This window comes from Bacillus massiliigorillae (assembly GCF_000380245.2).
GTDB classification, from domain to species: domain Bacteria; phylum Bacillota; class Bacilli; order Bacillales; family DSM-1321; genus Bacillus_AD; species Bacillus_AD massiliigorillae.
The window spans coordinates 1,228,729-1,252,788 of the sequence record NZ_HG428741.1 but is presented as its reverse complement, the minus strand read 5'-3'; the positions used below and the strand labels follow the sequence as shown (position 1 = coordinate 1,252,788).

The window sequence follows — 24,060 nt, the reverse complement described above, 5'->3', positions numbered from 1 at the left end:
ACCTTCTATGCCAGGTGGTGGTGGAATACAAGCTCCACAAGGTCCACCACCTCAACAGATTCCACCTAAACCATTACAACAAGCTGGAGGAGCCACTTTTCTAGTTGAACCCATCGTCCTCAGGCCTTGTCTTTTTAGACCAACATATGTTTGGCTAAGAAATGGTGGCTCATTCTGGTTTTTCCCAGTAATCATAGGCAGAAACTCAGTTGGAGGCTTTTATTGGGATTCTCGTTCCCGTAGATGGATTTATTATGGTTTAGATACAAGATTAATTGACGTAGTTCAGTGCGTATAATAATGTAATATTTTTGTTGAGTTAAAGGAGATAAAAAGTAGAGTTTGCATTTTCACTTCACCTGCAAAATGTACAGTTCATCATTAACATGTAATAAAGAGTGCTAAATCTATTTCTTGAAGATTTGCACTCTTTTTCTTATGATTTAGCAAGCTTACTCATAAAACAGCTCTCAATAGTATTCATTTAGCCTCAAAGTACTTTCACTATCATTATTGTTGGAATACAAAGGTATTTTTTGACAATAATAGTGATAAACACACCAATATTTAGTATATTAATCGTGAATCAATAGTAAAAAACAAATTTAGAATGAGAGGTTTTACTATGGCAATACACCCATATTTAAATTTTAACGGTAACACACGTGAGGCAGTAACTTTTTATTCAAAAGTATTTGAAACAGAAAAGCCGAAAATTCTAACATTTGGGGAAATGGCTACAGATCCAAATTATCCTCTCCCAGAAGAAGCAAAGGATTATGTAATGCATACACGACTAACTATTTGTGGAAGTACGGTGATGTTTTCAGATACATTTCCTGGCACGCCTTTTACCGTTGGAAATAATATTAGTCTAGCTATTGTCCTTAACGATTTAGACAAACTAAAACATTATTTTCAACAATTACAAACAGGCGGCTCAGTCATAATGGAACTTCAAGAAACGGAATGGAGTAAATGCTATGGTTCCTTAAAGGATCAATTCGGTATTGAATGGCAATTCAATCTTAGTGATGAGGTTATATAATACTAGAAAAACTAGCACCGTCTATTAGTAATCCTTTTAATATTGAGCGAATTCTCGATAAATTAAGTTTGTAATTATGGTTGTTTGTGTGAAAAAGGGCGGTCATAAAGTTATTTCAATCAACTTTATGACCGCCCTTTTCTTACTATAATAACCTAATTATTTATTACCATTCCAATGATAGATTAGTTGCACAACGCCCGAAGAGAGAGTTCTTGTTTTAACCATTGTTAAATTCAGCCTCTGTTTTATATCAATAAACAACGGTTTTCCTTCTCCCAAAACAACAGGGTGAATAGATAATCTAAATTCATCAACAAGCCCTAAATTAATAAAAGTTGTAATGAGACTTGCTCCGCCATATAGCCAGATGTCTTTACCAGGTTTATTCTTTATTTTATTTACTTCTTCAAGGATATTATTATTTATAAATATGGTTTGATTCTCAGTTTCATTTTGTTTTCTAGAAAACACATATTTCTTTTTACTATGAATCACTCTCCAAATTTCTTTTTCGGTATCCGAGTCATTAGTTTTCGGCTTATATTGTCCCCATAAATCATAGCTTTTTCTACCATATAAAATAGTATCAATTTGATTTAAGAAATTAGTGAATCCTATTTCAGGGTCCATAATGCACCAATCGATTTCGCCATTTTTACCTTCAATAAAACCATCTAAAGTAACTGCTAAATCTAAAATTATTCTTCTCTGTTTTACGTTTTCCGACATAGTTCTTCTCCATTTTCTAAGGCTGTATTCTTATTATAGAAAGAAGAGACAGCCTTTCTTAAGCAAATAATCTAACCTACCTATCACCACAAATAACAACTAATAAATTGCTTCTGCACCTGATGGAAGTGCTTGAACATGTAAATGATATTTCTTTACCTTGTCTGCTTCTTCAATTGGGTATTTATAGTCAAAATAATTGCCTACTTCTATTGCAACTTCCTCAAATAAATCTGTCATTATAAACAAAGAACGCCAAACGGATTCATAGTCTCCAGTAGGATATGTTCCCATAAGTCTTTCCCACAATTCCTGATTAACATGATTCTTCAAAAACTTCCCATTTTTACCTACGCTTAATGAAAAATTAGTATCAATACCAACTTTCCATTCTAACATTTTAACTAACATGGACCTAACCATATTAAAATGATCGAGAGCATATAAGATTTCTTGTCTCCATAACCCCTTCACTATATAAGTAGAAACCCACCAAAATTCATTGCAACAGTCATCAAAGAAAGCAGCCGAAGGTCGCTTTACCCAATATTCCTCATCCGATGGAGCAGGAATAGTTGGCAACTGTTTATCCTTATCTAACAAAAGAACAGTCAGTCCATCTTCATGGCAATAAACCTCCTTTTCTTCTAAAGGAATTAATAGTAAATCAATACGATTTCCATCAGCAAACAGCATCAGATAAGAAAATCGACCGCCTAATTCAGGAGGAAACATTGCCATATTCTCTGGTGTCTGCATGATGATTCTCTCACCAAAAACATCAATCCAATTTGGATCGTCAGTAAAGGACTGCATATCATTCACGAGATATACAATATCAAAATCTTGAAAAGGATCTTTTGGTACATTCATATTTGTCCTAGAACCATTCATTCCAACAGCTCTGACTCTTTCATCTTCTTTGGCAACACGTAGTACTAAATTCATCATTTCTTTTTCGGAACGCACAATATCCCTCCTTATAACCAACCCAATTATTTAAATAACCACTGTCATTAATTATTAAAAACTATGTCATGTTCCTTTTTCAACCATCTAAACCGCAAAAGAATAATTCAACTTAAATAGAGAAAAATAAATATAAACTATACCGAATGAGAGTACAAATATGAAAAAGAAATTAACTATTTACCTACTAATTCTTCTTTTCCAATTATCCATAGCTGAAGAATCGAAGGCATTAACATTTAATACATTACCCATCAGCCAAAGCTCAAAACAATGGTCAGTAACTATTGAAAAAGCTGAACAAGTTGAAAATTTAGCAAAACCTCCAAACGGAAAATTCCATACCTATTCATTGAAAATAGATAATATCGGTGAAGAAGTATTATCAGCAGAAATTAATATATTTGGAAACAAACCCAACTCTTCTGCCAAATACGCCTTATTCGGCTGCCAAGATGAAAGAGCATGTACTCAAGGACACTTTGAAGAAACGCTTGCTTTAGCAAAAGAATTAATTGATGGATTCCCGTACACATTTTCTAATTTTCTTCTTGCCGAAAAATCAACAGAATTAGAAGTTGAGATTATCTGGACCTTAAAAGAGCACGAAGGTAAGCATTTAAAAGAAAGTTTTATCTTCTCTTCCAAATCACAATGAGAACATCGTAGACCTATTCATTCATGTGAATAGGTCTACTTTAGAAATACTATGAATACTCAACTTTAATTCTTTGTTTTCACCTTATAATGCATTTGCACAAATTGACCATAACGTGTTGTGCTTTCTAAATACAAATCGATTTTAGGATTATTTTCTTTAAATAATGGAATACCCGACCCTAATATATGTGGGCTCACAGTAATGATATACTCATCAATTAAATTTTCTTTCATAAAATCATCGAGTATACCCGCACCTCCAACCATCCAGATTTTCGCTCCTTCTTGCTGCTTCAGGGTGTTTGTAAATTCTACAACATTTTCATTAACAAACTCTACATGTTCATTTGAGCCTTTTTCAGAAGTAGTAAAGACATAACATTTTTTATCTGAGTATGGAAATTCATCTACATGTGCCATTACATAATCATATGTTCTTTTTCCCATGATTATCGTATCAATGGTATTTAGCATATCTAAATAGCCAGCATCTCCTTCACCTTCTGTTTCATCCAACCATTGTAAATTATCATCCTCTGTAGCAATAAAACCATCTAAACTTGTTGCAATATATAAAATAACTTCACGAGTCATATTAAATCTCCTTTTTCTTATAGCATATCTCATATTGAAAAAAACATATGATAAACATTATACTAACTTTTAAACATGACAAGTAATGACATGATTAAAATAAAAAGGTGATAAATATGACGAAAGCAAAACGCCTACTAGATATTCTTATGTATGCTAGCGCCAAAAGAAAATTTACAGCACAAGAGATAGCGGATGAATTTAATATATCTGTTCGAACTGTTCATCGATATATATTAGATTTAAGCGACATGGGTTTACCGATTTATGCTGAGCAAGGAAGAAATGGTGGTTATACAGTATTAACAAATAGTATGCTATCTCCCATTTTATTTACTGAAGAGGAAGCTGTTTCGATATTCTTTGCTTTCCAATCTTTAAACTACTATCGAGACCTTCCCTTCAATTCAGAAATAAATTCTGTATCACAAAAACTATACAGTTCCCTACAAAATGATGCGAAATCAAAAATCGATAAAATACGCTCTTATATCACTTTTTGGAATCCTAAAAGAACCATCGCTACACCTCTATTACAGGATGTTCTAGAAGCTTCGATTGCAAATAGTAATCTCCACATCCAATATGAATCAAAATCTGGAATAACAACAAAACATATTCGTCCAATCGGTGTATATGCTCATGATGGACTATGGTATTTACCTGCGTATGATTATACCAAGCAAAAAATATTACTATATCGTGTGGATCGCATCCTCTCCATATTATCAACAGAAAAGAATGATGATCATTTCATGAATTTAGAAGAATGGTTAGGCTTTAATGAAGTTAAAAATCCCATACGATTACACGTGCAATTAACAAGTGAAGGAGTACGCCAATGTAAAAGCGTTCCTAGTTTTGATGGTATTGTAATTACTAATGAAGATGGAACAGGTTATATTAATTCAATCATCGACAAAGGTGAACTAGGTTTTATAACACCTCTCTTTTCTAGACTAGGCATTCATGCAAAAATTGTAGAACCTAAGGAATTAATAGATGGTTTATGTCTACAAGCTAAAGAGATTTTAACTATGTATAACGAATTGAACTAAAAATAGTACTCATCATTATAAATTTAGTATATTATTAAATAAATATTCTGAAAGTGAGTTGATAGCTGATGATGCGGTCACCGCTATTTGAAAACGATGTACCTGTAGTTATTCTCCCTTAACGGTGAAATAACTACATCTCCGTTAAGGGCAGGAATTGTCTAGATAAAACGGAGGGTATAAGAATGAGAAAAACCTTATTAGGTTCATTATATTTATCACTTGCAGCAAGTATTTGGGGCGGAATGTATGTTGTGGTGAAAGTTGTTGTAGACGTTGTACCACCTCTAGAATTAGTATGGCTCCGCTATTGTATTGCCATTATCGCCTTACTTGTTATTGGTGTTGTTACAAAACAGTCATGGCGAATTCAGAAACGTGATTGGCTATTAATTATTATGATTGGGTTTATTGGTAATACTATTTCAATCGTTACTCAAGAAATTGGTACCATGCTAGCGACAGCTCAATTAGGTGCAATTATTACCGCAACGACTCCAGCATTTATTGTCGTCTTTGCTCGTTTCATTTTAAAAGAAAAAATCACGCTAAAAAAAGCTTTTTCAATCCTTTTAGCAACATGTGGCGTCTTGATAATCGTTGGAAATGCACATGTTGATTCATCCATGCAACTTGGTGGTTTATCACTCCTTATTGCAGCATTAACATGGTCGCTTATGTCAGTTCTCATTAAACGTGTTCCGAAGCACTATTCACAAATTGTTGTTACAAGCTATGCCATTATTGTAGCAATTGTCTTATTAACACCGATTACAGTAATTCGATTACCTGAATTGGATTTTCAAGCTATGATGCATCCATCTATTTTCGGTGGTTTACTATACTTAGGAGTCATTTCAACAGCATGTGGATTTATACTATGGAATCGTGGACTCCAATTACTTAACGCTTCAAGTGGAGGTATATTTTTCTTTTTCCAGCCGATAGTCGGTACTTTTTTAGGTTGGTTATTATTAGATGAGCAATTAGGCTTTACTTTTTGGATTGGAACATTTTTGATTTTCATCGGAGTACTCTTAGTTATCCGAGAAGAATAAAGTGAAACTTTAATCGGTGGGGGGCCTTCATCCCCTACCGATTATTAGTTGAACCAACCTTAGTTCTTACTGGTGCTTGATCTCCCACTTAATCGTCTATGTGCCTTCACTGCCTTGTTGAAGTAGGAGTCTTAGCACTAGTTTGAATGGGATAAACTTAATTATTCCTGCAAAAAATGGGTCTATCTGAGAAGTGAATAGAAATCACTTTTCAGATAGACCCTTCATTTCTTATTCATACTCTTTCTCGAATTCTCTTGTACTTCTAACTGTATCAATTGGTCGTACAATTTGTTCAATATATTCACGTTGCGCCTCTAAAAATGGTGGTAGTGAAAGCTTCTCACCTACTGTTTCATATGGCTCATCACCCATAAATCCCGGTCCATCAGTTGCCCACTCAAATAATATTTGAGGTGCAACACGAGCATAAAGTGATTCAAAGAAATGGCGATCTACATATCCTGATGTTGGGAAGCCAAATTCTTCAAGACGAGCTGTCCATTCATCTAATACTGCTCGATCTGCTACTCGGAATGCAGCATGATGAACGGTTCCATAGCCTTGTCTTGCAATTGGTAGCACTGTATTATGTTCAACAATAACTTGTGCACCATTTCCCCCTTCACCAACTTCGAATAAATGATAAGAACCATCTACATCGATTTCTTTAAATAACATGACTTTTTCAAGTACTTGCTTAAAGAAATTGAAATCTGCAATACGAACAAAAATTGGCCCTAAACCTGTAATCGCATATTCTAATGGAATTGGCCCCTTTTGCCACGGTGTACCAGATACTACGCCTAAATTTTTCTCATCTGAAATTAATTGATATTGTTGATCATCAAAATCTACAAATGATAACGTCTTTTTCCCAAATTGTTCTTGTATGCCTGTGTGCTTGACTTCCAGTCTGTTAAAACGTTTTACCCAATATTCCAGTGCATCATCTGTTGGTACACGAAACGACGTTTTAGCAATCTCGTTTGTTCCATGTACTCCTTTTGGAATATTAGGAAAATCAAAAAACGTCATATCTGTTCCTGCACTACCTTTATCATCTGCAAAGAATAAATGATATGTTTGAATATCATCTTGATTTACTGTTTTCTTTACTAATCGCATCCCTAACACATACGTAAAAAACTCGTAGTTTTTTTCAGCACTACTTGTAATAGCTGTAACATGATGAATACCTTTTAAATGATTCATTTTATTGTCCTCCCACTTGTCTTGCAAACATATTTTTTCAAAATGTATTTTGCGATAAACTGTTTACTTCAGTTTTAATTATCTTCATTTCGAGATAATTATATAAAAAATTTTTTTCTAATTCTTTTATTAAAGTACTTCTAATTAAATTATCTTTAATTCGAGATAAATTTACCATAAAATCACTTTCCTTGTCAACTGATTTGATTGATAATACATAAACGCATAATAAGGAGTGCTCATGAGGTATTAATCAGTGTTTTTTCACAGAAACTTCATTTAGTAGATGAAAATATAAACAATTACGAAGCATCTAAAAAACGTAAATAGGCTATCCCACAAAATGTTTAATCATTTTTGAGATAGCCCCCTCATCTCCAACATAGTTAGATTAACTCTAATTCACGAATTAATTTCTCCTCTAATTCATGTGATAACTCTTCATATCGTGCAAATTTCTGCGTAAATCTACCTCTAGCACCTGTTAATGATTTAAGCTCAGTTGTAAAGCTTAACAATTCTACTTGCGGTACTTCTGCTGTAACAAATTCAATACCTGTATCATCTTCCATACCTAAAATTCGACCTCGTTTTCTGGTTAGCTCGCTAACTACATCACCGATATATTCGGAAGGTATCTCCATTTCAACTTTCATAATAGGCTCTAGTATACATGGATTCGCAAGTGCTATTCCTTGTTTATAAGCTAAACTCGCCGCTACTTTAAAGGCATATTCTGAGCTATCAACTGCATGATATGATCCATCATATAATGTTGCTTGTAAACGAATGAGTGGAAATCCTGCTAACACACCTGTATCCATTGCTTCTAATAAGCCTTTCTCAACAGCAGGAATGTAATTTCTAGGGACTGCTCCACCTACTACTTTATTTATAAATAATAATTCATCACAATCATCTGTTCTTGGTTCAAAAATGATTTTCACATCTCCAAACTGACCATGACCACCGCTTTGTTTTTTGTATCTTCCCTGTACATCGGCTCTACCCTTTATTGCTTCACGATATGGTATATTAGGTAACTTGTAATCCATTTCAATATCAAACTTATTTAGAAGTTTACTTTTAATAATCTCTAAATGTGTTTCACCCATACCAATAATTCGTAATTCTAAAAACTCATCATCTCGATAAACAATAATTGCTGGATCTTCCTCTTGTATTTTTGTAAGGGCACTTAAAACTTTATCTTCGTCTCCTTTTTTGGTTACAACTACTACCCTTTCAAGAGTTGGCAATTCAAAGCTTTGATGTATTATTCGAATAGGAGAGCTTTTATCACATAATGTATCATTTGTATTGGAGTATTGTAATTTGGCAATAACCCCTATATCCCCTGTCTCGATAACATCAAAAGCTTTTTGCTCCTTACCTCGAACAAAGTATAAACTATTAATCTTCTCTTCTTTATTCTTAATAGAATTATATAGATTTGAATTCACCCTTAATGAACCTTGTAACACTTTTACAAAAGAAAGCTTACCAACAAATGGGTCGGCTACTGTTTTGAATACCAGGGCTGTTGTCTCACTTTCATCTTCAGACAAGGTTCCAATATTTTCGTTACCGGCGCTATCTACATAATAAAATGTTCTTTCAAACGGTGATGGCATTGATTCACAAATATAATCTAATAGTAGTTGAATGCCTTTACCTGTTTGTGCAGAAGTGCACAATACAGGATATATTTCACCTTCATTTATTCCTTTTTTCAGCCCAACGACCATTTCATCTTTTGTTAAGAAACCTTTGTCTAAGTATTCTACTAAATACTCTTCACTAGATTCTGAAATTGTTTCCATTAATGTTTCTAGTGACTCATGATAGTATTGTTCATAATCACTTGGAATGTCCTTGATAACGCTTTCATTTTTCATAAAATCATATACAGAATACGTTCCATGTAAAAGATCAATTACACCTTCGACCCAATTATCTCGTACAACCGGTATTTGTAACGCAACTACATTATATCCGAATTTTTCTCTGAGCCCATTATAAACTCTTTCAAAATTACTATTGTCTTTATCAATTTTATTAATTAAAAAAGTAGTTGGAACTCCTTTTGCTTTTGCTGCTTCAAAACTTCTTTCCGTACCAACTTTTATGCCAGAACGAGCACTCACTGAAATGAAAGCAGCATCAGCAGCTTCTAACGCTTGTATTCTTTCACTTTCAAATTCTAAATAACCAGGAGCATCTAATATGTTAATTTTATAGTTTTGATACAATAAGGGAATTAAAGAAGTTTGAATAGATATTTTACGATTCTTTTCTTCGACTCCATAATCACTTATTGTATTTCCTTCTTCTATGTAACCCAATCTAGTAGTATTACGTGAAATATACATTAAAGCTTCAGCTGTCATTGTCTTTCCACAGCCTTGATGACCCAATAATACGATATTTCTGACTTCTTTACTCATACTAAATCATCCTTCCTATTGACCAAACATTTGAATTTTGTAACGCAATAAAAAGTAGATCCAACTAGATAAATTGCTATATTCTACATTGCTATATTCTACAAAGAAGAATATATTATTATTTTAACATATTAATTATTATAATTTTCATATAAATAAAAATATTTTTTGCATTTTAGGTTGCCTTAATCTTATTTAAATCTGCGTTTTGGACTTATCCCAACATCAGCGTCAAAACAACTTTATTGTTACCAAAACTTCTCATTTAAGTCTTATTCATATGGTAGTATAATTTACTTTCGAATTATATATACATATTTTACAAGAAAGGACAGAAAAGTGGATGAATACATCTTTGAACATTCAAAATCAATTGACTTTTCCTCATGGTTTTCTTGGCGAACAGCAACTAGCTACCTTTTTTAAGGTATTAACTGCAAATGTAGGACGTTCAAGATCACCAATAACAGCCACTATATTGACCCTTCGAAACCATGAATTTCTAAATGAAAACGACTATCTTCAAATTGAAGAAGAAATGGGTGCATTTTTACAATCAAAAATTCGACAATCCGATGTGATTTGCCAATTAGCAAATCCTTTTGAGTGGTGCATCATTTTAACACAAAGTGGTGAAAAAGAAGCTATCGCTTTTATCAACCGCGTACAATCGGATATACAAAACAAGACGAACCCACTATTCATAAAATACGATTTTTCAATATTAGCAAGCGTTGCTGAAATTAACAATAGTGATGCTACCTTTGATGAAGTGATAAAAACAAGTCGACAGTTACTATCAAATAGCTTGGATAAGTCAATTACTTTTACTTCTCAATTTAAAGAACGAAAAATTGAGCACATAAAGTTTAGCATTCTTGAAGAAAATGAAATCTTTTCTCAAGCCCTTTATACTACACTGGATAACCTTCCAATTAATCATTTTCTATTAGATATTAAAATATTCCGCGATGGCTATGAATTTTTGCAGTCAGACTGGTATCATACGAGTCATACACACATTATTTTGGTAAATGATATTTTACCTCGAAAAAATGGTCTTGAAGTTGTACATAGAATTAGAGAACTTCCAAATCATAATAAGTTCATCATTTTTATGATGACAAAAAGAAAATCCGAGCAAGATATGATTCATGCTTTTGAAAGTGGCGTTGACGAATATTTGATAAAGCCTTTCAATATCCGTATATTTGAAGCTCAGATGAAAAGAGTGTTGGAACGATTATGGTTCTAATTGACATCTCAATAGAATTACTACTAATAATAATTTTTGTCTTTTCAATTATACTTGTATCCCTATATGCTTATTTGAGCTGTAAACATATTAAGTATACAAGTCAGCAAAACAAAAAGAAGAAATATATAGAAAAGAAACAGCACGAATGGTACCAATATTTGAAAAATGAAACCGATTTTCCAATCACCTTAATCCCAAAAAAGGATTTTGAGATCCAGGGAATAGAGGAAATTTTTCTTACATATGTTCGTAATTTTACTGATTCTACTGTACAGAACAAAATCAAACAATTTTCTAATGAGTATTTAACAAACTACTATACTAAACTGCTTAAGAGCAGGAGCTGGAGCCATCGAATGATTGCATTGTATCGAATTGCCGATTTTCATATGGATCATTTAATAGAAGAATGCTACAAACTTGAAAAACGAAAATTATCGAAAGAGGAACGCTTTCAATTACTAAAAATTTATGCGCTTTTTGCTCCAAAGATTTTTTTAAAAAAGCTTGCAGAAGTAGATAATTTATCTGACTATGAACTAAAAAAACTGTTACTAAATAATGATGATTGGATCATGCAAAAGCTAATTGAACAACAAAACATATTAGACCTAGACAAGCAATATTCCCTGATAGATTCGATAGGTTTAAAACGAAACCTCGATTTTCTTCCCTTCTTAGAGAGCTTGCTAGAGCATGAAAATTTAGAAATAAGAATCCGTTCGTTAAAAGCAATTTATGAAATAGGAATAATAACAGATCCTCATAAATATCTTCGTTTTGTTAAATCACCAAACTGGGAAGAACGATTAATGGCAGGGAAATTATTCGAGCATTTCCCATTAAAACAAGCACGTCCATATCTTGAAGAAATGGTACATGACCAGTCTTGGTGGGTTCGATATCAAGCAGCCAATACCATAATGAATAACAAAGGTGGAAAGGAAATTTTGCAAAATATCATAATAACATCCACCGACCAATATGCTATTGATATTGCAAAAGAAGTATTAAACAGATAGAGGATGGTAAACGTAATGAATAGTATATTTGAGACCATTATGATTGTTTTAGGATGGATCATCTTCATTTATATGACTTCTGTCATTCTAACCTATAGCACCATGTTAATAATTGCATTGATACAATTTAAAAAAATTCGCAATCTAAACGTTAATGAACAAGACGATGAATACATTGATACAATGTTTTCAAAACCCGTTTCCATTATTGTTCCTGCTTATAATGAAGAAGTTGGCATAATTGATAGTATCCATTCCTTATTAAGCCTCCGTTATCCGCAAACAGAACTAATTATAGTAAATGATGGCTCAACAGACGGAACACAGGACAGAGTAATCAAACATTTTAAAATGAGACCAATTCATAAAGTCGTAAGGATCCAAATTAAAACAGAACCAATTAAGCAAATATATCAATCTACGATTCATCCCCATTTATTTTTAATTGACAAAGAAAATGGAGGAAAGGCCGATGCATTAAATGCAGGTATTAATCTATCAAAACACCCTTATTTTTGCTCAATTGATGGAGATTCGATCTTAGATGCAAATTCATTGTTACGGGTAATGAAACCTATTATTATGTCGGATGGAGAAATCATCGCTGCTGGCGGTAATGTTCGAATCGCAAACGGACTTGATGTTCAGTTAGGATCAGTTTTGGGCAATGGACTACCAAAAAACAGTCTTATTTTAATGCAAATTGTCGAGTATTTACGTGCATTTTTAATGGGACGTATTGCATTAAGTAAGTTTAATTTAGTATTAATCATTTCAGGAGCTTTTAGTGTTTTTTCAAAAAAATATGTAATTGAAGTTGGAGGCTATGGCAGAAATATTATTGGTGAGGATATGGAGCTAGTTGTCCATTTACATCGGTACATAAAGGAAAAAAAATTAAACAAACGAATAGAATTTGTTGCTGATCCTGATTGTTGGACTGAAACACCTCATAGTTTAAAAGACTTAAGAACACAACGAAGAAGATGGCATCAAGGACTCATCGAAAGCCTTTGGAAGCATAAAAGAATGACGCTGAATCCAAAATACGGAGCAATCGGTATGATCTCCTTTCCTTATTTTTGGCTCGTTGAATGTCTCGGTCCAATTGTTGAATTAATAGGTTACATTTACATTATCATTGCCTTTTTTCTTGGTAGTATCTACTACGAATTTTCATTTCTACTAATTTTGTTATTTATAATATATGGCTCCGTTTTTTCAGTCGCTTCGATTTTATTAGAGGCATGGACAATGAATGTATATCCTAAAATAGGAGATTTAACAAAAATCATTCTCATATCCTTCACTGAAATTTTTTGGTATAAGCCACTCACCCTCTTTTTTAGATTTGAAGGTATGATTCGGTTCTTCCTTGGAAGGAATGACTGGGGAAAGATAAAACGAAAAGGGCTTTCTAAGGAAGGAATATCAAAATGAAGAAGATATATGCTTTATGCCTAGTCTTAATCTCTGCTTTAGCATTACCATTTATTTTATGGCAAGTGCAACCGGAAAAAAAATTGCCGATTGCTATCATAGACAAAACTATTCCAAATGAAAGCTATCGAGAGCATTTAGGACTAACATGGTTATTAAAACATTTAAAATACACAAATAAAGACGGAACAACAATTAACGCTGCTACTGATTATTTCGGCTTCGTACCTGACGAAAAGTCAAATACTTATGCAGTACGAGATTTACCAACTAATTTTGATGATTATGATGTGATTTACTTAGCTGACACTTACGGTGTATATAAGAAAGACTTACCTTGGATGAATCATCCAAGAGAAGGCTCCCGCTCTTCAAAAATATACGGCGGACTTGAATTGAAAGAATGGCAATCGATTGAAAGTCGTTTAACTCAAAATAAAAAAAGCTTACTTATTGCCGAATTTAACACATTCGCCTCTCCAACATCTAAAGACGTAAGAGATCGTGTCACAAAATATTTGGGACTTGAATGGAGCGGGTGGATAGGTCGTTATTTTAACGAATTGAACCCAAAAAAGAATTCTGAGATTCCACAATGGATATTAGATGATTTTGGAGATAACTGGGATTATAACGGAGAAGGCTTTATATTGGTGAATGATATTGACTATCAAGTTGTCGTATTAGAAAAGGAACCTCATTTTGGAAAAAGAGGAATTCATCTTTCATTTACAGAAGAGGGTCAAAAGCAGTTTAAGCTAAACAAAAGTCCAGATTACCAGTATTGGTTTGACATCGTCACTCCGAAAGCAGGAACAACGGTACTTGCAAATTACGAATGGGATTTGACTGACGAAGGTAAAAAACTATTACAGAAGCACCAAATACCACTTCAATTTGCAGCAATACTAAAAAATGAACAGGCACCTTCCACAAGCTATTATTTTGCAGGGGATTATAATGACACATCTAATGTACCATTCTTTTACAAAGTAAAGGGGCTTCCGAACATCTATAATGTTGCCCAAAGCTTTTCAGATCAGGCGTTTTATTGGAAAACGTATTTTCCAATGATGGAGTCCATCCTACAGGAATTCGAACAAATAGAAACGAAACAAAAGGATCCAGTATATGCTAATGACCTTCAGCTTCATTCCCGAATTAATCAAAATAAGTTTGAAGTGTTAAAGGATGGTAAGTGGACTCAGTTAACGTTAAAAGGAGTCAATATTGGAATGGGTAAACCAGGTGTATTTCCTGGTGAAGCTGCCATAACAGAAGACGAATATTATCGTTGGTTTGAGCAAATTGGCAATATGAATGCAAATACAATTCGAGTTTACACGCTTCACCCACCAGGATTTTACAATGCATTAAAACGCTATAATGACAGTCATAAAGATAAAATATATGTATTACATGGCGTATGGATTAACGAAGAACTTTTAGAGGAATCTTTAGATGCCTTTGAAGAAAAAAACATGAAAGATTTTCAAAATGAAATGAAAACAATATCTGATGTCATACATGGTAATGCCGTTGTGAAAGATAAGGTAGGACACGCTTCGGGCATTTATCAATCAGATATTTCCGAGTATGTAATTGGTTGGATTTTAGGGATTGAGTGGTATCCTTTAATGGTCGAGAATACAAATAAGCTCCACAAAGATATCGGTGAGTATGAAGGAAATTTCTTTAAAACAAAAAATGCACACCCATTTGAACACTGGCTTGCTATGCAAATGGATATTCTTGCTCAATATGAAATGAAAACCTACCATTCAATTAGACCAATGAGCTTCACGAACTGGCCGACTACAGATATTTTAGAGCATCCCTCAGATGCAACTGATTCAGAAGATATCGTTAGTGTTAACCCAAATGTAATTTACACAAAAAATGACATGGATTTAGCTGGTCAATTCGCATCGTATCATATTTATCCGTATTATCCTGATTTTATGCACTATGACAAGAAGTATCAATCCTTTATCGATCATAGAGGGAAATATAACAGCTATGCTGGCTATCTAAACGAATTAAATAACGCTCATCGTCTACCAATATTAGTTGCAGAGTTTGGTATTCCTAGCTCTCGAGGCTTAACTCATGAAAATAAATTTGGGAAAAACCAAGGTTTTATGACCGAACAGGAGCAAGGAAAACTCATTAGTGAAATGTACGAAGATATAGTCGAGGAAAAAATGATAGGTGGACTCGTTTTCACATGGCAGGATGAATGGTTTAAACGCACATGGAACACAATGGATTATGACAATCCTAACAGAAGACCGTTTTGGTCCAATGCACAAACAAATGAACAACAATTTGGTCTGTTAAGCTTTGATCGCAACAAAATTCAAGTTGACGGTAACGTCAACGATTGGTCTACACCTCCTCTTTACGAAAAAAAGCAAGGAGATTTGAAAAAACTATACGTTGACCACGATGAAAGAAATTTATATATTCGTCTAGATTACGATCCAAAACGTAAAGGTGCTCCAAAACTATTATTGGACACTGTTCCAAATCAAGGGAATCATTTTATTTCTAATAATAAGAACATCACCTTTGCAAATGGCGTTGATTTTCTAGTCGATTTAAGTGAAAAAAAATCACATATTCTTGTCGATCAATACTATGACATGTTTTTCTATCAATATAAGAAACCTGAAGTTCCAAAAGAAAAACTACCTGTGAAAAATAGTGGTGTATTTACACCAATACTATATGCTTTGGATAAGGAATATAATAATCCTGAAGCCGGCATCACGTATGATTTTAAAACAACTGAAACAGGAAAGCTTAGACAAGGAAACAGCAATCCAGAATCAAAAGATTATGATTCATTAGCAGATTACTATATTAATGAAGAAAAAGGAATAATTGAATTGCGTATTCCTTGGCTTTTAATTCAAGCAAAAGATCCAAGCCAAAAAGAATTTACTGGCGACCTTTATGAGAATGGTCTTAATGCAAGCACACTTATTGAAAAATTGAATATCGGTATCTTATTCGAAAATGAAGAAGGAACTATTACAGACTCCCTCCCAACACTAAAAAACAACCAGCTTTCAGCAATGAAAGGGTACACATGGGATAACTGGAACGAACCTTTATATCAAGAACGGTTGAAGCAATCGTACTATATTATTCAAAAGTTGTGGGAAGAGAAGGATTAAAACAAGACAATATAACACTTTGTATTTGTAGTTATCAATTCTCTCAATTAAGATTTAATCTCTATAAAACAGAGAAAATAATACACAATCAGGCGTAGAAAAACAGTTGATTTTTCTACGCCTGATTCATTTCCTAAATAGTTCCTAATATATTTTGACTTTCCTCTGCTTCTTATCTTTATAGCGCTACATTTGCTTCTAGTAAGTATTGATGAACGCTTGCCGCTACTCCCCGACCTTCTTTTATAGCCCAAACAACCAAACTTTGGCCCCTTCGTGCATCACCTGCTGTGAAAATACCTGGTACATTTGTTTCGAAATCTTTAATTGAAGCACGAATACGATTATTCTCTACTTCAACACCAAATTGCTCAGGAAGAGATTTCTCAACTCCTTCAAAGCCAATCGCAACAAATACATGCTGTGCTGGCCATATACGTTCAGTGCCTGGTAGCTCCTTGAAATAGTAGAAGCCTTCATCACCTAGTACTTTTTCCATTTGAATAGTATGCAGTTCTAATACATGGCCACTTTCATCTTTCATAATTTTTTTTGTCTGAATACAATATTCTCGTGGATCATAACCTTTCGCATCGTTCACCTCCGCATATGAATAATCTAATGTGAAGATATTTGGATCTCTTGGCCATTGATGGTCTTCCGTACGGCTAATCGGTAAAATCGGATGCTTACCAAATTGATGAACGGATTTACAGTTCTGACGAATAGCCGTCGCTACACAGTCGGCACCCGTATCACCACCACCGATTACAATTACATCTTTCCCCTCCACGTTCAACGCTTTTCCATCTTCGAAGTTCGTATCAAGTAAACTTTTCGTTACATCCGCTAAATAGTCCATCGCCAAATGAACGCCTTTTGCATCTGAACCCTCCATATATAAATGACGTTGCTTTGGTGCACCAATACAGAGAATAACTGCATCATACAGTGAGCGTAATTCCTCTGGTTCAACATCCACGCCAATATTTACCCCACATCTGAAGTTGATACCTTCCTCAATCATTAAATTCACTCGACGCTCTATTACTTCTTTTTCAAGCTTCATATTCGGAATACCATACATCAATAGACCACCAGGACGATCAGCACGTTCATAGACCGTCACTTTATGCCCCAATTGATTTAATTGATCTGCCGCAGCCAAACCCGCTGGACCTGAGCCGATGATAGCCACTGTTTTTCCGGTACGATTATTAGGAATCCGTGGTAACACCCAACCATTTTCAAATCCTTTATCAATAATAGTACGTTCGATTGACTTAATAGCGACCGCAGGATCTGTAATTGCCAATGTACAGGATCCCTCACAAGGTGCTGGACAAACACGCCCAGTAAACTCAGGGAAATTATTAGTCATATGCAATCGTTCCAAAGCTTCTTTCCATTGCCCCTTGTATACTAAATCATTCCATTCTGGGATAATATTATTGATAGGGCAACCTGCAACCTTTCCTTGTATTTCAACTCCCATATGACAAAACGGCGTACCACAATTCATGCAGCGTGCCCCCTGGGTTTTCAGTGATGTATCAGAAAGCCGAGAGCTGTACTCTTTCCAGTTGGAGATTCTCTCTAATGTTGACTTTTCCTTTATCTTTTCTCGTTTATATTCCATAAATCCAGTTGGTTTCCCCATCTTAAATCCCTCCTCTTTATTAAGATGTTGCAAGCTCTTTTCCAATCGTTGTTTCCACGAATGCTTTCATTTCCGCTTTTTCTTCTGTTAAACCTTGTAGCTTGTAGAAATGGATTGTATCCATCATTTTTTGGTAATTTGTTGGTACAACTTTGATAAATTTCGACACAGTCAGCTCCCACTTCGCCAATAGTTCAAGAGCTTGTGTACTCTTTGTCTGTTCATAATGTTGAAAAATCAATGTACGAACAACTTCGATTTCATCTTGATCTTCCAACTTTGCAAATTCAATCATCTCCATATTACATTGAGCTTTAAATAACGCTTCGTTTGTTGGCAATACATAGGCAATACCACCTGACATACCAGCTCCAAAGTTTTGTCCAACATCACCCAATACAATAATCCGTCCACCCGTCATATACTCACAACCATGATTACCAATACCTTCTACAACAATATTGGCACCTGAATTTCTCACAGCAAATCGATGTCCGGCACGACCGTTGATAAAAGCATGTCCATCAGTTGCACCGTATAGACAAACATTGCCAGCAATGACATTTTTCTCGTATTCGCCTTTGATTGGCGAAATAGCCACCACATTTCCACCAGATAAACCTTTACCAAAATAATCATTTACGTCGCCTACTACTGACATCGTCATACCACGTGGGATAAAAGCACCAAAGCTTTGGCCAGCTGAACCTTTAAATTTCAATCTTATTGTATTTTCTGGCAATCCTTGTTCACCATATCGACGTGAAATTTCACTCCCAATAATAGTTCCCATTACACGATTTGTATTTTTAATAGGGAATTCCAACTTTACTTTTCGTTTTTCAGCAATTGCTTCTTCAAGAAGTGGTAATAAATGCATCATATCAAAGCTTTGTTCAATACTATGGTCTTGCTCACGTCGTTTTGTACGAGTACCTTGCAATTGGTGAAGAAGAGTCGTTAATTCAAGTTGACTAGCTTTCCAATGCTGTTTCGTCCGTTCCGAAATTTCCAACACATCTGTACGGCCGACCATTTCTTCTACTGTGTGGAAACCAAGCACGGACATGTATTCACGCATTTCTTCCGCTACAAAAAGCATATAATTCACTACATGGTCCGGGTTGCCCATGAATTTGGCCTGGAGTTCTGGATTTTGTGTTGCCACTCCAACAGGACAAGTATCCAAATGACACGCTCGCATCATGACACATCCTAAAACAATGAGTGGTGCTGTTGCGAAACCAAATTCCTCCGCGCCAAGAAGTGCTGCCATTACCACGTCTTTACCAGTCATCAATTTCCCATCTGTTTCTAAAACGACGCGATCACGAAGGCCATTTAACATTAGCGTTTGGTGGGCTTCTGCAAGCCCGAGTTCCCAGGGAAGGCCAGTATGCTTAATGGATGTCTTTGGCGATGCACCTGTACCACCATCATATCCAGAAATCACAATCACATCAGCTGCTCCTTTTGCCACTCCAGCTGCAATTGTTCCTACTCCTGATTTAGATACTAGTTTGACAGAGATACGTGCATAGCGATTGGCATTCTTCAAATCATGAATCAATTCAGCCATATCCTCGATGGAATAGATATCATGGTGCGGAGGCGGAGATATTAACCCAACTCCTGGAGTTGAACCACGGACTTCTGCAATCCAAGGATATACTTTGTTACCTGGTAACTGTCCTCCTTCACCTGGTTTTGCTCCTTGTGCCATTTTAATCTGTAGCTCATCTGCATTTACTAAGTAATGTGATTTAACACCAAATCGTCCTGAAGCAATCTGCTTAATTGCACTGCGACGATTATCTCCATTTTCATCAGGCATATAACGAGCAGAATCTTCTCCACCTTCACCACAGTTTGAACGAGCACCAAGACGATTCATTGCGATAGCTAACGTCTCATGTGCCTGTTTTGACAAAGAACCATACGACATCGCCCCTGATTTAAAGCGTTTTACGATGGAATCAACCGATTCAACTTCCTCTAACGGAATTTTACATTCAGCATTTTTGAAATCAAATAAGTTACGTAAGAATCCGATACGTTCTTCATTTGCCAGCTCGGCATACATGCGGTATAATCCAATATCATTCTTCCGAGTCGCCCATTGCAATGTATGAATTGTTTTCGGATTAAATGCATGATGTTCACCACTAGCTCTCCATTGAAAGTCCGATCCGGATTCAAGCTCAAGTTCCATCGAAGATAAAGCATATTCATGACGTCGTCTTGCCTCTTCGCCTATAGTATTTAAATCGATACCGTCAATTTGAGAAGTTGTTCCGGTAAAGTGCTCTTCAATCACCTCTTTACCAATTCCCACCGCTTCAAAAACTTGTGCGCCTCTATAGGACTGGACTGTAGAAATCCCCATTTTTGACATAACTTTTACAACGCCATCAGCTATCCCTTTGCGAAATTTTTTCATTGCAATTTGGCAATCTATCTTCAAATGATCCTTTTCAATTGCTTCCTGAATTGTCGCATATGCTAAATAGGGATTGATTGCATCTACACCAAAGCTAATCAAAGCAGCGAAATGGTGTACTTCACGAGCTTCCGCACTGTTAACAATCAAGCTTACTTTAGTTCGCTTCCCTTCTCTAATTAAATACTGATGAAGGCTGCTTGCTGCAAGAAGCACTGGTAATGTAGGAATACTAGGATTATCAACATTGTCACAAAGCATAATTATCGTTTTTCCTTCTTCGATTGCTTTCACTGCCTGTTGTCTGATACGTCCCAACTCTTTTTCAATACTGTCTTTATATTGAAGAGAGATAACAGCGAATTGAAAGTCTTTTTCTTGGTTCTTTAGTAACTGACTATACTCACTGTTCGTCAAAATTGGGGTATCCAACAGGATTCGACGTGCATTTTCCACATTCGGATGAAGTAGGTTTCCTTCCTTACCTAGCAATGTCATCGTTGAAGTGACAACATGCTCCCGAATAGCATCAATCGGTGGATTTGTCACCTGTGCAAATAACTGCTTAAAATAGTTGAATAATGATTGTGGGCGATCTGATAGTACTGCAAGTGGTGTATCATTCCCCATCGAACTTAGTGGATCTTTTCCTTCCTTTGCTATAGGAACGATATATTTCTGAACATCTTCAAATGTATAACCGTGAATTATTTGACGTAATGTTAAATCATTGAGTAGAATAGTTTCTTCTTTTTCAACTTCGAGCTTAACCATTTGCTCTTCAATCCATTGTTGATATGGCTCTTTAATCACCATTTCTGACTTTACTTCATCATCAGAAATGATTTTTCCTTGTTCAAGGTCGATTAATAACATATTGCCTGGACTGAGGTAATCTTTTAAAACTACTTCATCATCTCTCACATCAATAACACCTGTTTCTGAAGAAAAAATAACATGATTATCCTTTGTCACATAAAGGCGACCAGGTCGTAAGCCGTTCCGATCAAGAATCGCTCCAATTTGCTTTCCATCTGTGAAACAAATGGCTGTTGGACCATCCCAAGGCTCCATTAGACTTGCATGATATTGATAAAATGCTTTGCGATCCTTGTCGATACGAGGATTTTCCGTCCATGGTTCTGGAATGAGCATCATTGCTGCATGTGCCGGTGTACGTCCCGCTAAAACAAAAAATTCAAAGGCGTTATCAAGCATTGATGAATCTGATCCTGTCTCATCAATAATAGGCATAATTTTCTGTAAATCATTCCCGAATGTCTCTGATACAAACTGTTGCTCTCGAGCACGCATCCAGTTAATATTACCTCGCAATGTATTGATTTCCCCATTATGGATAATGTATCGATTCGGGTGAGCTCTTTTCCATGATGGAAACGTATTTGTTGAATAACGAGAGTGTACGAGGGCAAACGCCGATACAAAGCTCTTATTCTGAAGATCCTGATAGAAATGACTAACTTCTTCGGGTGCTAACAAACCTTTGAATACCATTGTCTGACTCGAAAAACTCGGACAATAAAATTCAAAGCCTTGTTCATCCGCCCAATGTTCAACCTGTTTGCGAATAACATATAATTTACGTTCGAACGCTAGTCGGTCATCAGCATTTTTGCGAATAAACACCTGACGTACAAATGGCGCTGTAGATTTTGAAATCTCACTAAGCCCCTCTATATTCGTCGGTACCCAGCGCCAACCAATTAACGATTGTCCTTCCGTTTCAATTAGCTCGTTCATTTTTTCTTCAATAGCAAGACGTTCTTCTTCCCTTTCTGTAAAAAATAATTGTCCAACGCCGTACTCTCCCTCTTCTGGCAATTGTAATTCAGTGCAATTCAACTGAAAAAACAAGTCAGGGATTTGCACCATAATTCCTGCTCCATCACCTGTTTTCCCGTCTGCACCACGCCCAGCACGATGTTCCAGCCGACATAACATTTCTAAGCCGTTTTTCACAATCTCATGTGATCGGTGCCCCTTATAATTTACATACATTCCAATTCCACACGCATCTTTTTCAAACTCTGGTGCATACAGCCCCTGTGCTTTTGGATATTGATGAAAAGTCATATATAATCCCCCCAAATCTTTCATTAACGTATTTACATTTTAAAGTTTTCGCAATAATATAAACAATATATAGTTTGGATGGAATCTATCTATTAATGAGATGAATGAGGTGAAAACATTGGAATTACGGCAATTACAGTACTTTGTAGAGGTAGCAGAACGTGAACATATTTCTAAAGCAGCCGAACATCTTCACGTAGCCCAGTCGGCTGTCAGTAGACAAATTGCTAACCTTGAAGAAGAGTTGGGAGCTCCACTTTTTGAACGGATTGGTCGTAACGTGAAGCTCACACCAATTGGTAAAACCTTTTTGGAACATACAATTACTGCCCTTAAGGCGATTGATTATGCTGCAAAACAAGTTGAAGAGTACTTAAATCCAGGAAAGGGAACAATTAAAATCGGGTTTCCGACAAGTTTGGCAAGTAACGTATTGCCAACTGTCATTTCCGCCTTCAAAAAGGAATATCCAGATATATCTTTCCATCTGAGACAAGGCTCATATAAATTTTTAATTGATTCTGTGAAAAATCGGGAGTTGAATTTAGCATTTCTAGGACCACTTCCACCAAAAGATGAATCCATCATTCCAAATATCCTCTTCAGTGAGAATATTAGTGCCTTACTACCTGCTAATCATCCATTTGCAAAAAATCAATACGTTAATTTAGTTGATTTTCGCGATGAAAATTTTGTACTTTTCCCAGAAGGTTATATTCTTCAAAAAGTGGCGGTCGATGCCTGCAAAGCAGCAGGTTTTATTCCAAACATCACTTCTGAAGGAGAAGATATGGATGCACTAAAGGGATTAGTAGCGGCTGGAATCGGCGTAACTCTCCTTCCAGAAAGTTCACTTTATGATTCAGTACCGCGCTTTACAGTCAAAGTGCCGATAGCATCGCCTGTTATCTCTCGTACTGTTGGGATTATTTCTCCATCAAACAGGGAGCTTGCACCATCTGAACAAGTATTTTTAAATTTTGTGAACAACTACTTTTCGCACTTATCAAGATTCCAATAAGAAAATCGTCACCGGACTTTTACGAATTTTATACTTTCTTATCTATTTAAAAAGGGCTTCTCACTTTTTGTGAGAAGCCCTTTTCAATAGAATAGTAAAACACCTATTCTATACTTATATATATTTAATCTTTAAAATGATAAAATTTCAGGGTTATAGCTT

16 protein-coding genes and 1 pseudogene are annotated in these 24,060 nt (G+C 35.3%); 10 read left to right on the top strand and 7 right to left on the bottom strand.

The genetic code is table 11. The annotated features are described in order from the left end of the window. Nucleotides 1-298, top strand: a pseudogene (locus tag TX86_RS05825) (hypothetical protein); the annotation flags it as partial. A 327-nt stretch (nucleotides 299-625) separates the two neighbouring features. Further along, complete coding sequence (locus TX86_RS05820; RefSeq protein ID WP_042347128.1) at nucleotides 626-1,048, top strand: VOC family protein; 423 nt, start codon at nucleotides 626-628, stop codon at nucleotides 1,046-1,048. Between the two features lie 159 nt (nucleotides 1,049-1,207). On the opposite strand, the gene TX86_RS05815 is transcribed toward TX86_RS05820, so the two are convergent. Further along, entirely contained in the window at nucleotides 1,208-1,780 is a 573-nt protein-coding gene (locus TX86_RS05815) for a dihydrofolate reductase family protein (RefSeq protein WP_042347126.1), read from the bottom strand. 99 nt (nucleotides 1,781-1,879) lie between these two features. Then, nucleotides 1,880-2,731, bottom strand: coding sequence for an aminoglycoside 6-adenylyltransferase (locus TX86_RS05810; protein WP_439096841.1), 852 nt, complete (start codon nucleotides 2,729-2,731; stop codon nucleotides 1,880-1,882). A 178-nt stretch (nucleotides 2,732-2,909) separates the two neighbouring features. Here TX86_RS05810 and TX86_RS05805 point away from each other — a divergent pair, with 178 nt between their 5' ends. After that, entirely contained in the window at nucleotides 2,910-3,407 is a 498-nt protein-coding gene (locus TX86_RS05805) for a YozF family protein (RefSeq protein ID WP_042347122.1), read from the top strand. Nucleotides 3,408-3,472: 65 nt separating this feature from the next. On the opposite strand, the gene TX86_RS05800 is transcribed toward TX86_RS05805, so the two are convergent. Further along, entirely contained in the window at nucleotides 3,473-4,003 is a 531-nt protein-coding gene (locus tag TX86_RS05800) for a dihydrofolate reductase family protein (protein WP_042347118.1), read from the bottom strand. Nucleotides 4,004-4,119: 116 nt separating this feature from the next. Between TX86_RS05800 and TX86_RS05795 the strand changes: the two genes are divergently transcribed. Together TX86_RS05795 and TX86_RS05790 are read left to right on the top strand one after the other, a co-directional pair. Beyond that, entirely contained in the window at nucleotides 4,120-5,061 is a 942-nt protein-coding gene (locus TX86_RS05795; RefSeq protein WP_042347116.1) for a helix-turn-helix transcriptional regulator, read from the top strand. A gap of 185 nt (nucleotides 5,062-5,246) precedes the next feature. Beyond that, nucleotides 5,247-6,119 carry a DMT family transporter gene (locus TX86_RS05790; RefSeq protein ID WP_042347114.1) on the top strand — a complete coding sequence of 291 codons (873 nt, stop codon included), beginning with the start codon at nucleotides 5,247-5,249 and terminating at the stop codon, nucleotides 6,117-6,119. 231 nt (nucleotides 6,120-6,350) lie between these two features. Here the strand turns inward: TX86_RS05790 and TX86_RS05785 are convergent, their stop codons facing one another. Next, nucleotides 6,351-7,334, bottom strand: a complete 984-nt coding sequence (locus TX86_RS05785) for a ring-cleaving dioxygenase (protein WP_042347110.1) — start codon at nucleotides 7,332-7,334, stop codon at nucleotides 6,351-6,353. A gap of 386 nt (nucleotides 7,335-7,720) precedes the next feature. Beyond that, a complete protein-coding gene (locus TX86_RS05780) occupies nucleotides 7,721-9,781 on the bottom strand; it encodes an elongation factor G (protein ID WP_042347108.1) in 2,061 nt (686 codons plus the stop codon). A 355-nt stretch (nucleotides 9,782-10,136) separates the two neighbouring features. Here TX86_RS05780 and TX86_RS05775 point away from each other — a divergent pair, with 355 nt between their 5' ends. Genes TX86_RS05775 through TX86_RS05760 form a run of 4 tightly spaced genes read left to right on the top strand, consistent with a single transcriptional unit; the run spans nucleotide 10,137 to nucleotide 16,683 of the window. Continuing rightward, complete coding sequence (locus tag TX86_RS05775) at nucleotides 10,137-11,036, top strand: response regulator (protein ID WP_195892864.1); 900 nt, start codon at nucleotides 10,137-10,139, stop codon at nucleotides 11,034-11,036. Then, nucleotides 11,027-12,061, top strand: a complete 1,035-nt coding sequence (locus TX86_RS05770; RefSeq protein WP_042347105.1) for a HEAT repeat domain-containing protein — start codon at nucleotides 11,027-11,029, stop codon at nucleotides 12,059-12,061. Before TX86_RS05775 ends, TX86_RS05770 begins: the two co-directional genes overlap by 10 nt. Nucleotides 12,062-12,076: 15 nt before the next feature. Continuing rightward, nucleotides 12,077-13,501 carry a glycosyltransferase family 2 protein gene (locus TX86_RS05765; protein ID WP_042347104.1) on the top strand — a complete coding sequence of 475 codons (1,425 nt, stop codon included), beginning with the start codon at nucleotides 12,077-12,079 and terminating at the stop codon, nucleotides 13,499-13,501. Beyond that, nucleotides 13,498-16,683: a hypothetical protein gene (locus tag TX86_RS05760; RefSeq protein ID WP_042347103.1), complete on the top strand. Its 3,186-nt coding sequence runs from the start codon at nucleotides 13,498-13,500 to the stop codon at nucleotides 16,681-16,683. Before TX86_RS05765 ends, TX86_RS05760 begins: the two co-directional genes overlap by 4 nt. A gap of 178 nt (nucleotides 16,684-16,861) precedes the next feature. Here the strand turns inward: TX86_RS05760 and TX86_RS05755 are convergent, their stop codons facing one another. Both TX86_RS05755 and gltB read right to left on the bottom strand, forming a co-directional pair. Further along, a complete protein-coding gene (locus tag TX86_RS05755) occupies nucleotides 16,862-18,343 on the bottom strand; it encodes a glutamate synthase subunit beta (protein WP_042347100.1) in 1,482 nt (493 codons plus the stop codon). Nucleotides 18,344-18,362: 19 nt separating this feature from the next. Beyond that, a complete protein-coding gene (gene gltB / locus TX86_RS05750) occupies nucleotides 18,363-22,877 on the bottom strand; it encodes a glutamate synthase large subunit (protein WP_042347097.1) in 4,515 nt (1,504 codons plus the stop codon). 118 nt (nucleotides 22,878-22,995) lie between these two features. Between gltB and gltC the strand changes: the two genes are divergently transcribed. Next, nucleotides 22,996-23,898: a glutamate biosynthesis transcriptional regulator GltC gene (gene gltC, locus TX86_RS05745; RefSeq protein ID WP_042347096.1), complete on the top strand. Its 903-nt coding sequence runs from the start codon at nucleotides 22,996-22,998 to the stop codon at nucleotides 23,896-23,898. The last annotated feature ends 162 nt before the right edge of the window (nucleotides 23,899-24,060 follow it).

What these genes read in the sequence shown, in the direction of transcription:
- TX86_RS05820 (WP_042347128.1), top strand. Translation starts at nt 626, where the DNA reads ATGGCAATACACCCATATTTAAATTTTAACGGTAACACACGTGAGGCA.
- TX86_RS05815 (WP_042347126.1), bottom strand. Translation starts at nt 1,780, where the DNA reads ATGTCGGAAAACGTAAAACAGAGAAGAATAATTTTAGATTTAGCAGTT.
- TX86_RS05810 (WP_439096841.1), bottom strand. Translation starts at nt 2,731, where the DNA reads ATGATGAATTTAGTACTACGTGTTGCCAAAGAAGATGAAAGAGTCAGA.
- TX86_RS05805 (WP_042347122.1), top strand. Translation starts at nt 2,910, where the DNA reads ATGAAAAAGAAATTAACTATTTACCTACTAATTCTTCTTTTCCAATTA.
- TX86_RS05800 (WP_042347118.1), bottom strand. Translation starts at nt 4,003, where the DNA reads ATGACTCGTGAAGTTATTTTATATATTGCAACAAGTTTAGATGGTTTT.
- TX86_RS05795 (WP_042347116.1), top strand. Translation starts at nt 4,120, where the DNA reads ATGACGAAAGCAAAACGCCTACTAGATATTCTTATGTATGCTAGCGCC.
- TX86_RS05790 (WP_042347114.1), top strand. Translation starts at nt 5,247, where the DNA reads ATGAGAAAAACCTTATTAGGTTCATTATATTTATCACTTGCAGCAAGT.
- TX86_RS05785 (WP_042347110.1), bottom strand. Translation starts at nt 7,334, where the DNA reads ATGAATCATTTAAAAGGTATTCATCATGTTACAGCTATTACAAGTAGT.
- TX86_RS05780 (WP_042347108.1), bottom strand. Translation starts at nt 9,781, where the DNA reads ATGAGTAAAGAAGTCAGAAATATCGTATTATTGGGTCATCAAGGCTGT.
- TX86_RS05770 (WP_042347105.1), top strand. Translation starts at nt 11,027, where the DNA reads ATGGTTCTAATTGACATCTCAATAGAATTACTACTAATAATAATTTTT.
- TX86_RS05765 (WP_042347104.1), top strand. Translation starts at nt 12,077, where the DNA reads ATGAATAGTATATTTGAGACCATTATGATTGTTTTAGGATGGATCATC.
- TX86_RS05760 (WP_042347103.1), top strand. Translation starts at nt 13,498, where the DNA reads ATGAAGAAGATATATGCTTTATGCCTAGTCTTAATCTCTGCTTTAGCA.
- TX86_RS05755 (WP_042347100.1), bottom strand. Translation starts at nt 18,343, where the DNA reads ATGGGGAAACCAACTGGATTTATGGAATATAAACGAGAAAAGATAAAG.
- gltB (WP_042347097.1), bottom strand. Translation starts at nt 22,877, where the DNA reads ATGACTTTTCATCAATATCCAAAAGCACAGGGGCTGTATGCACCAGAG.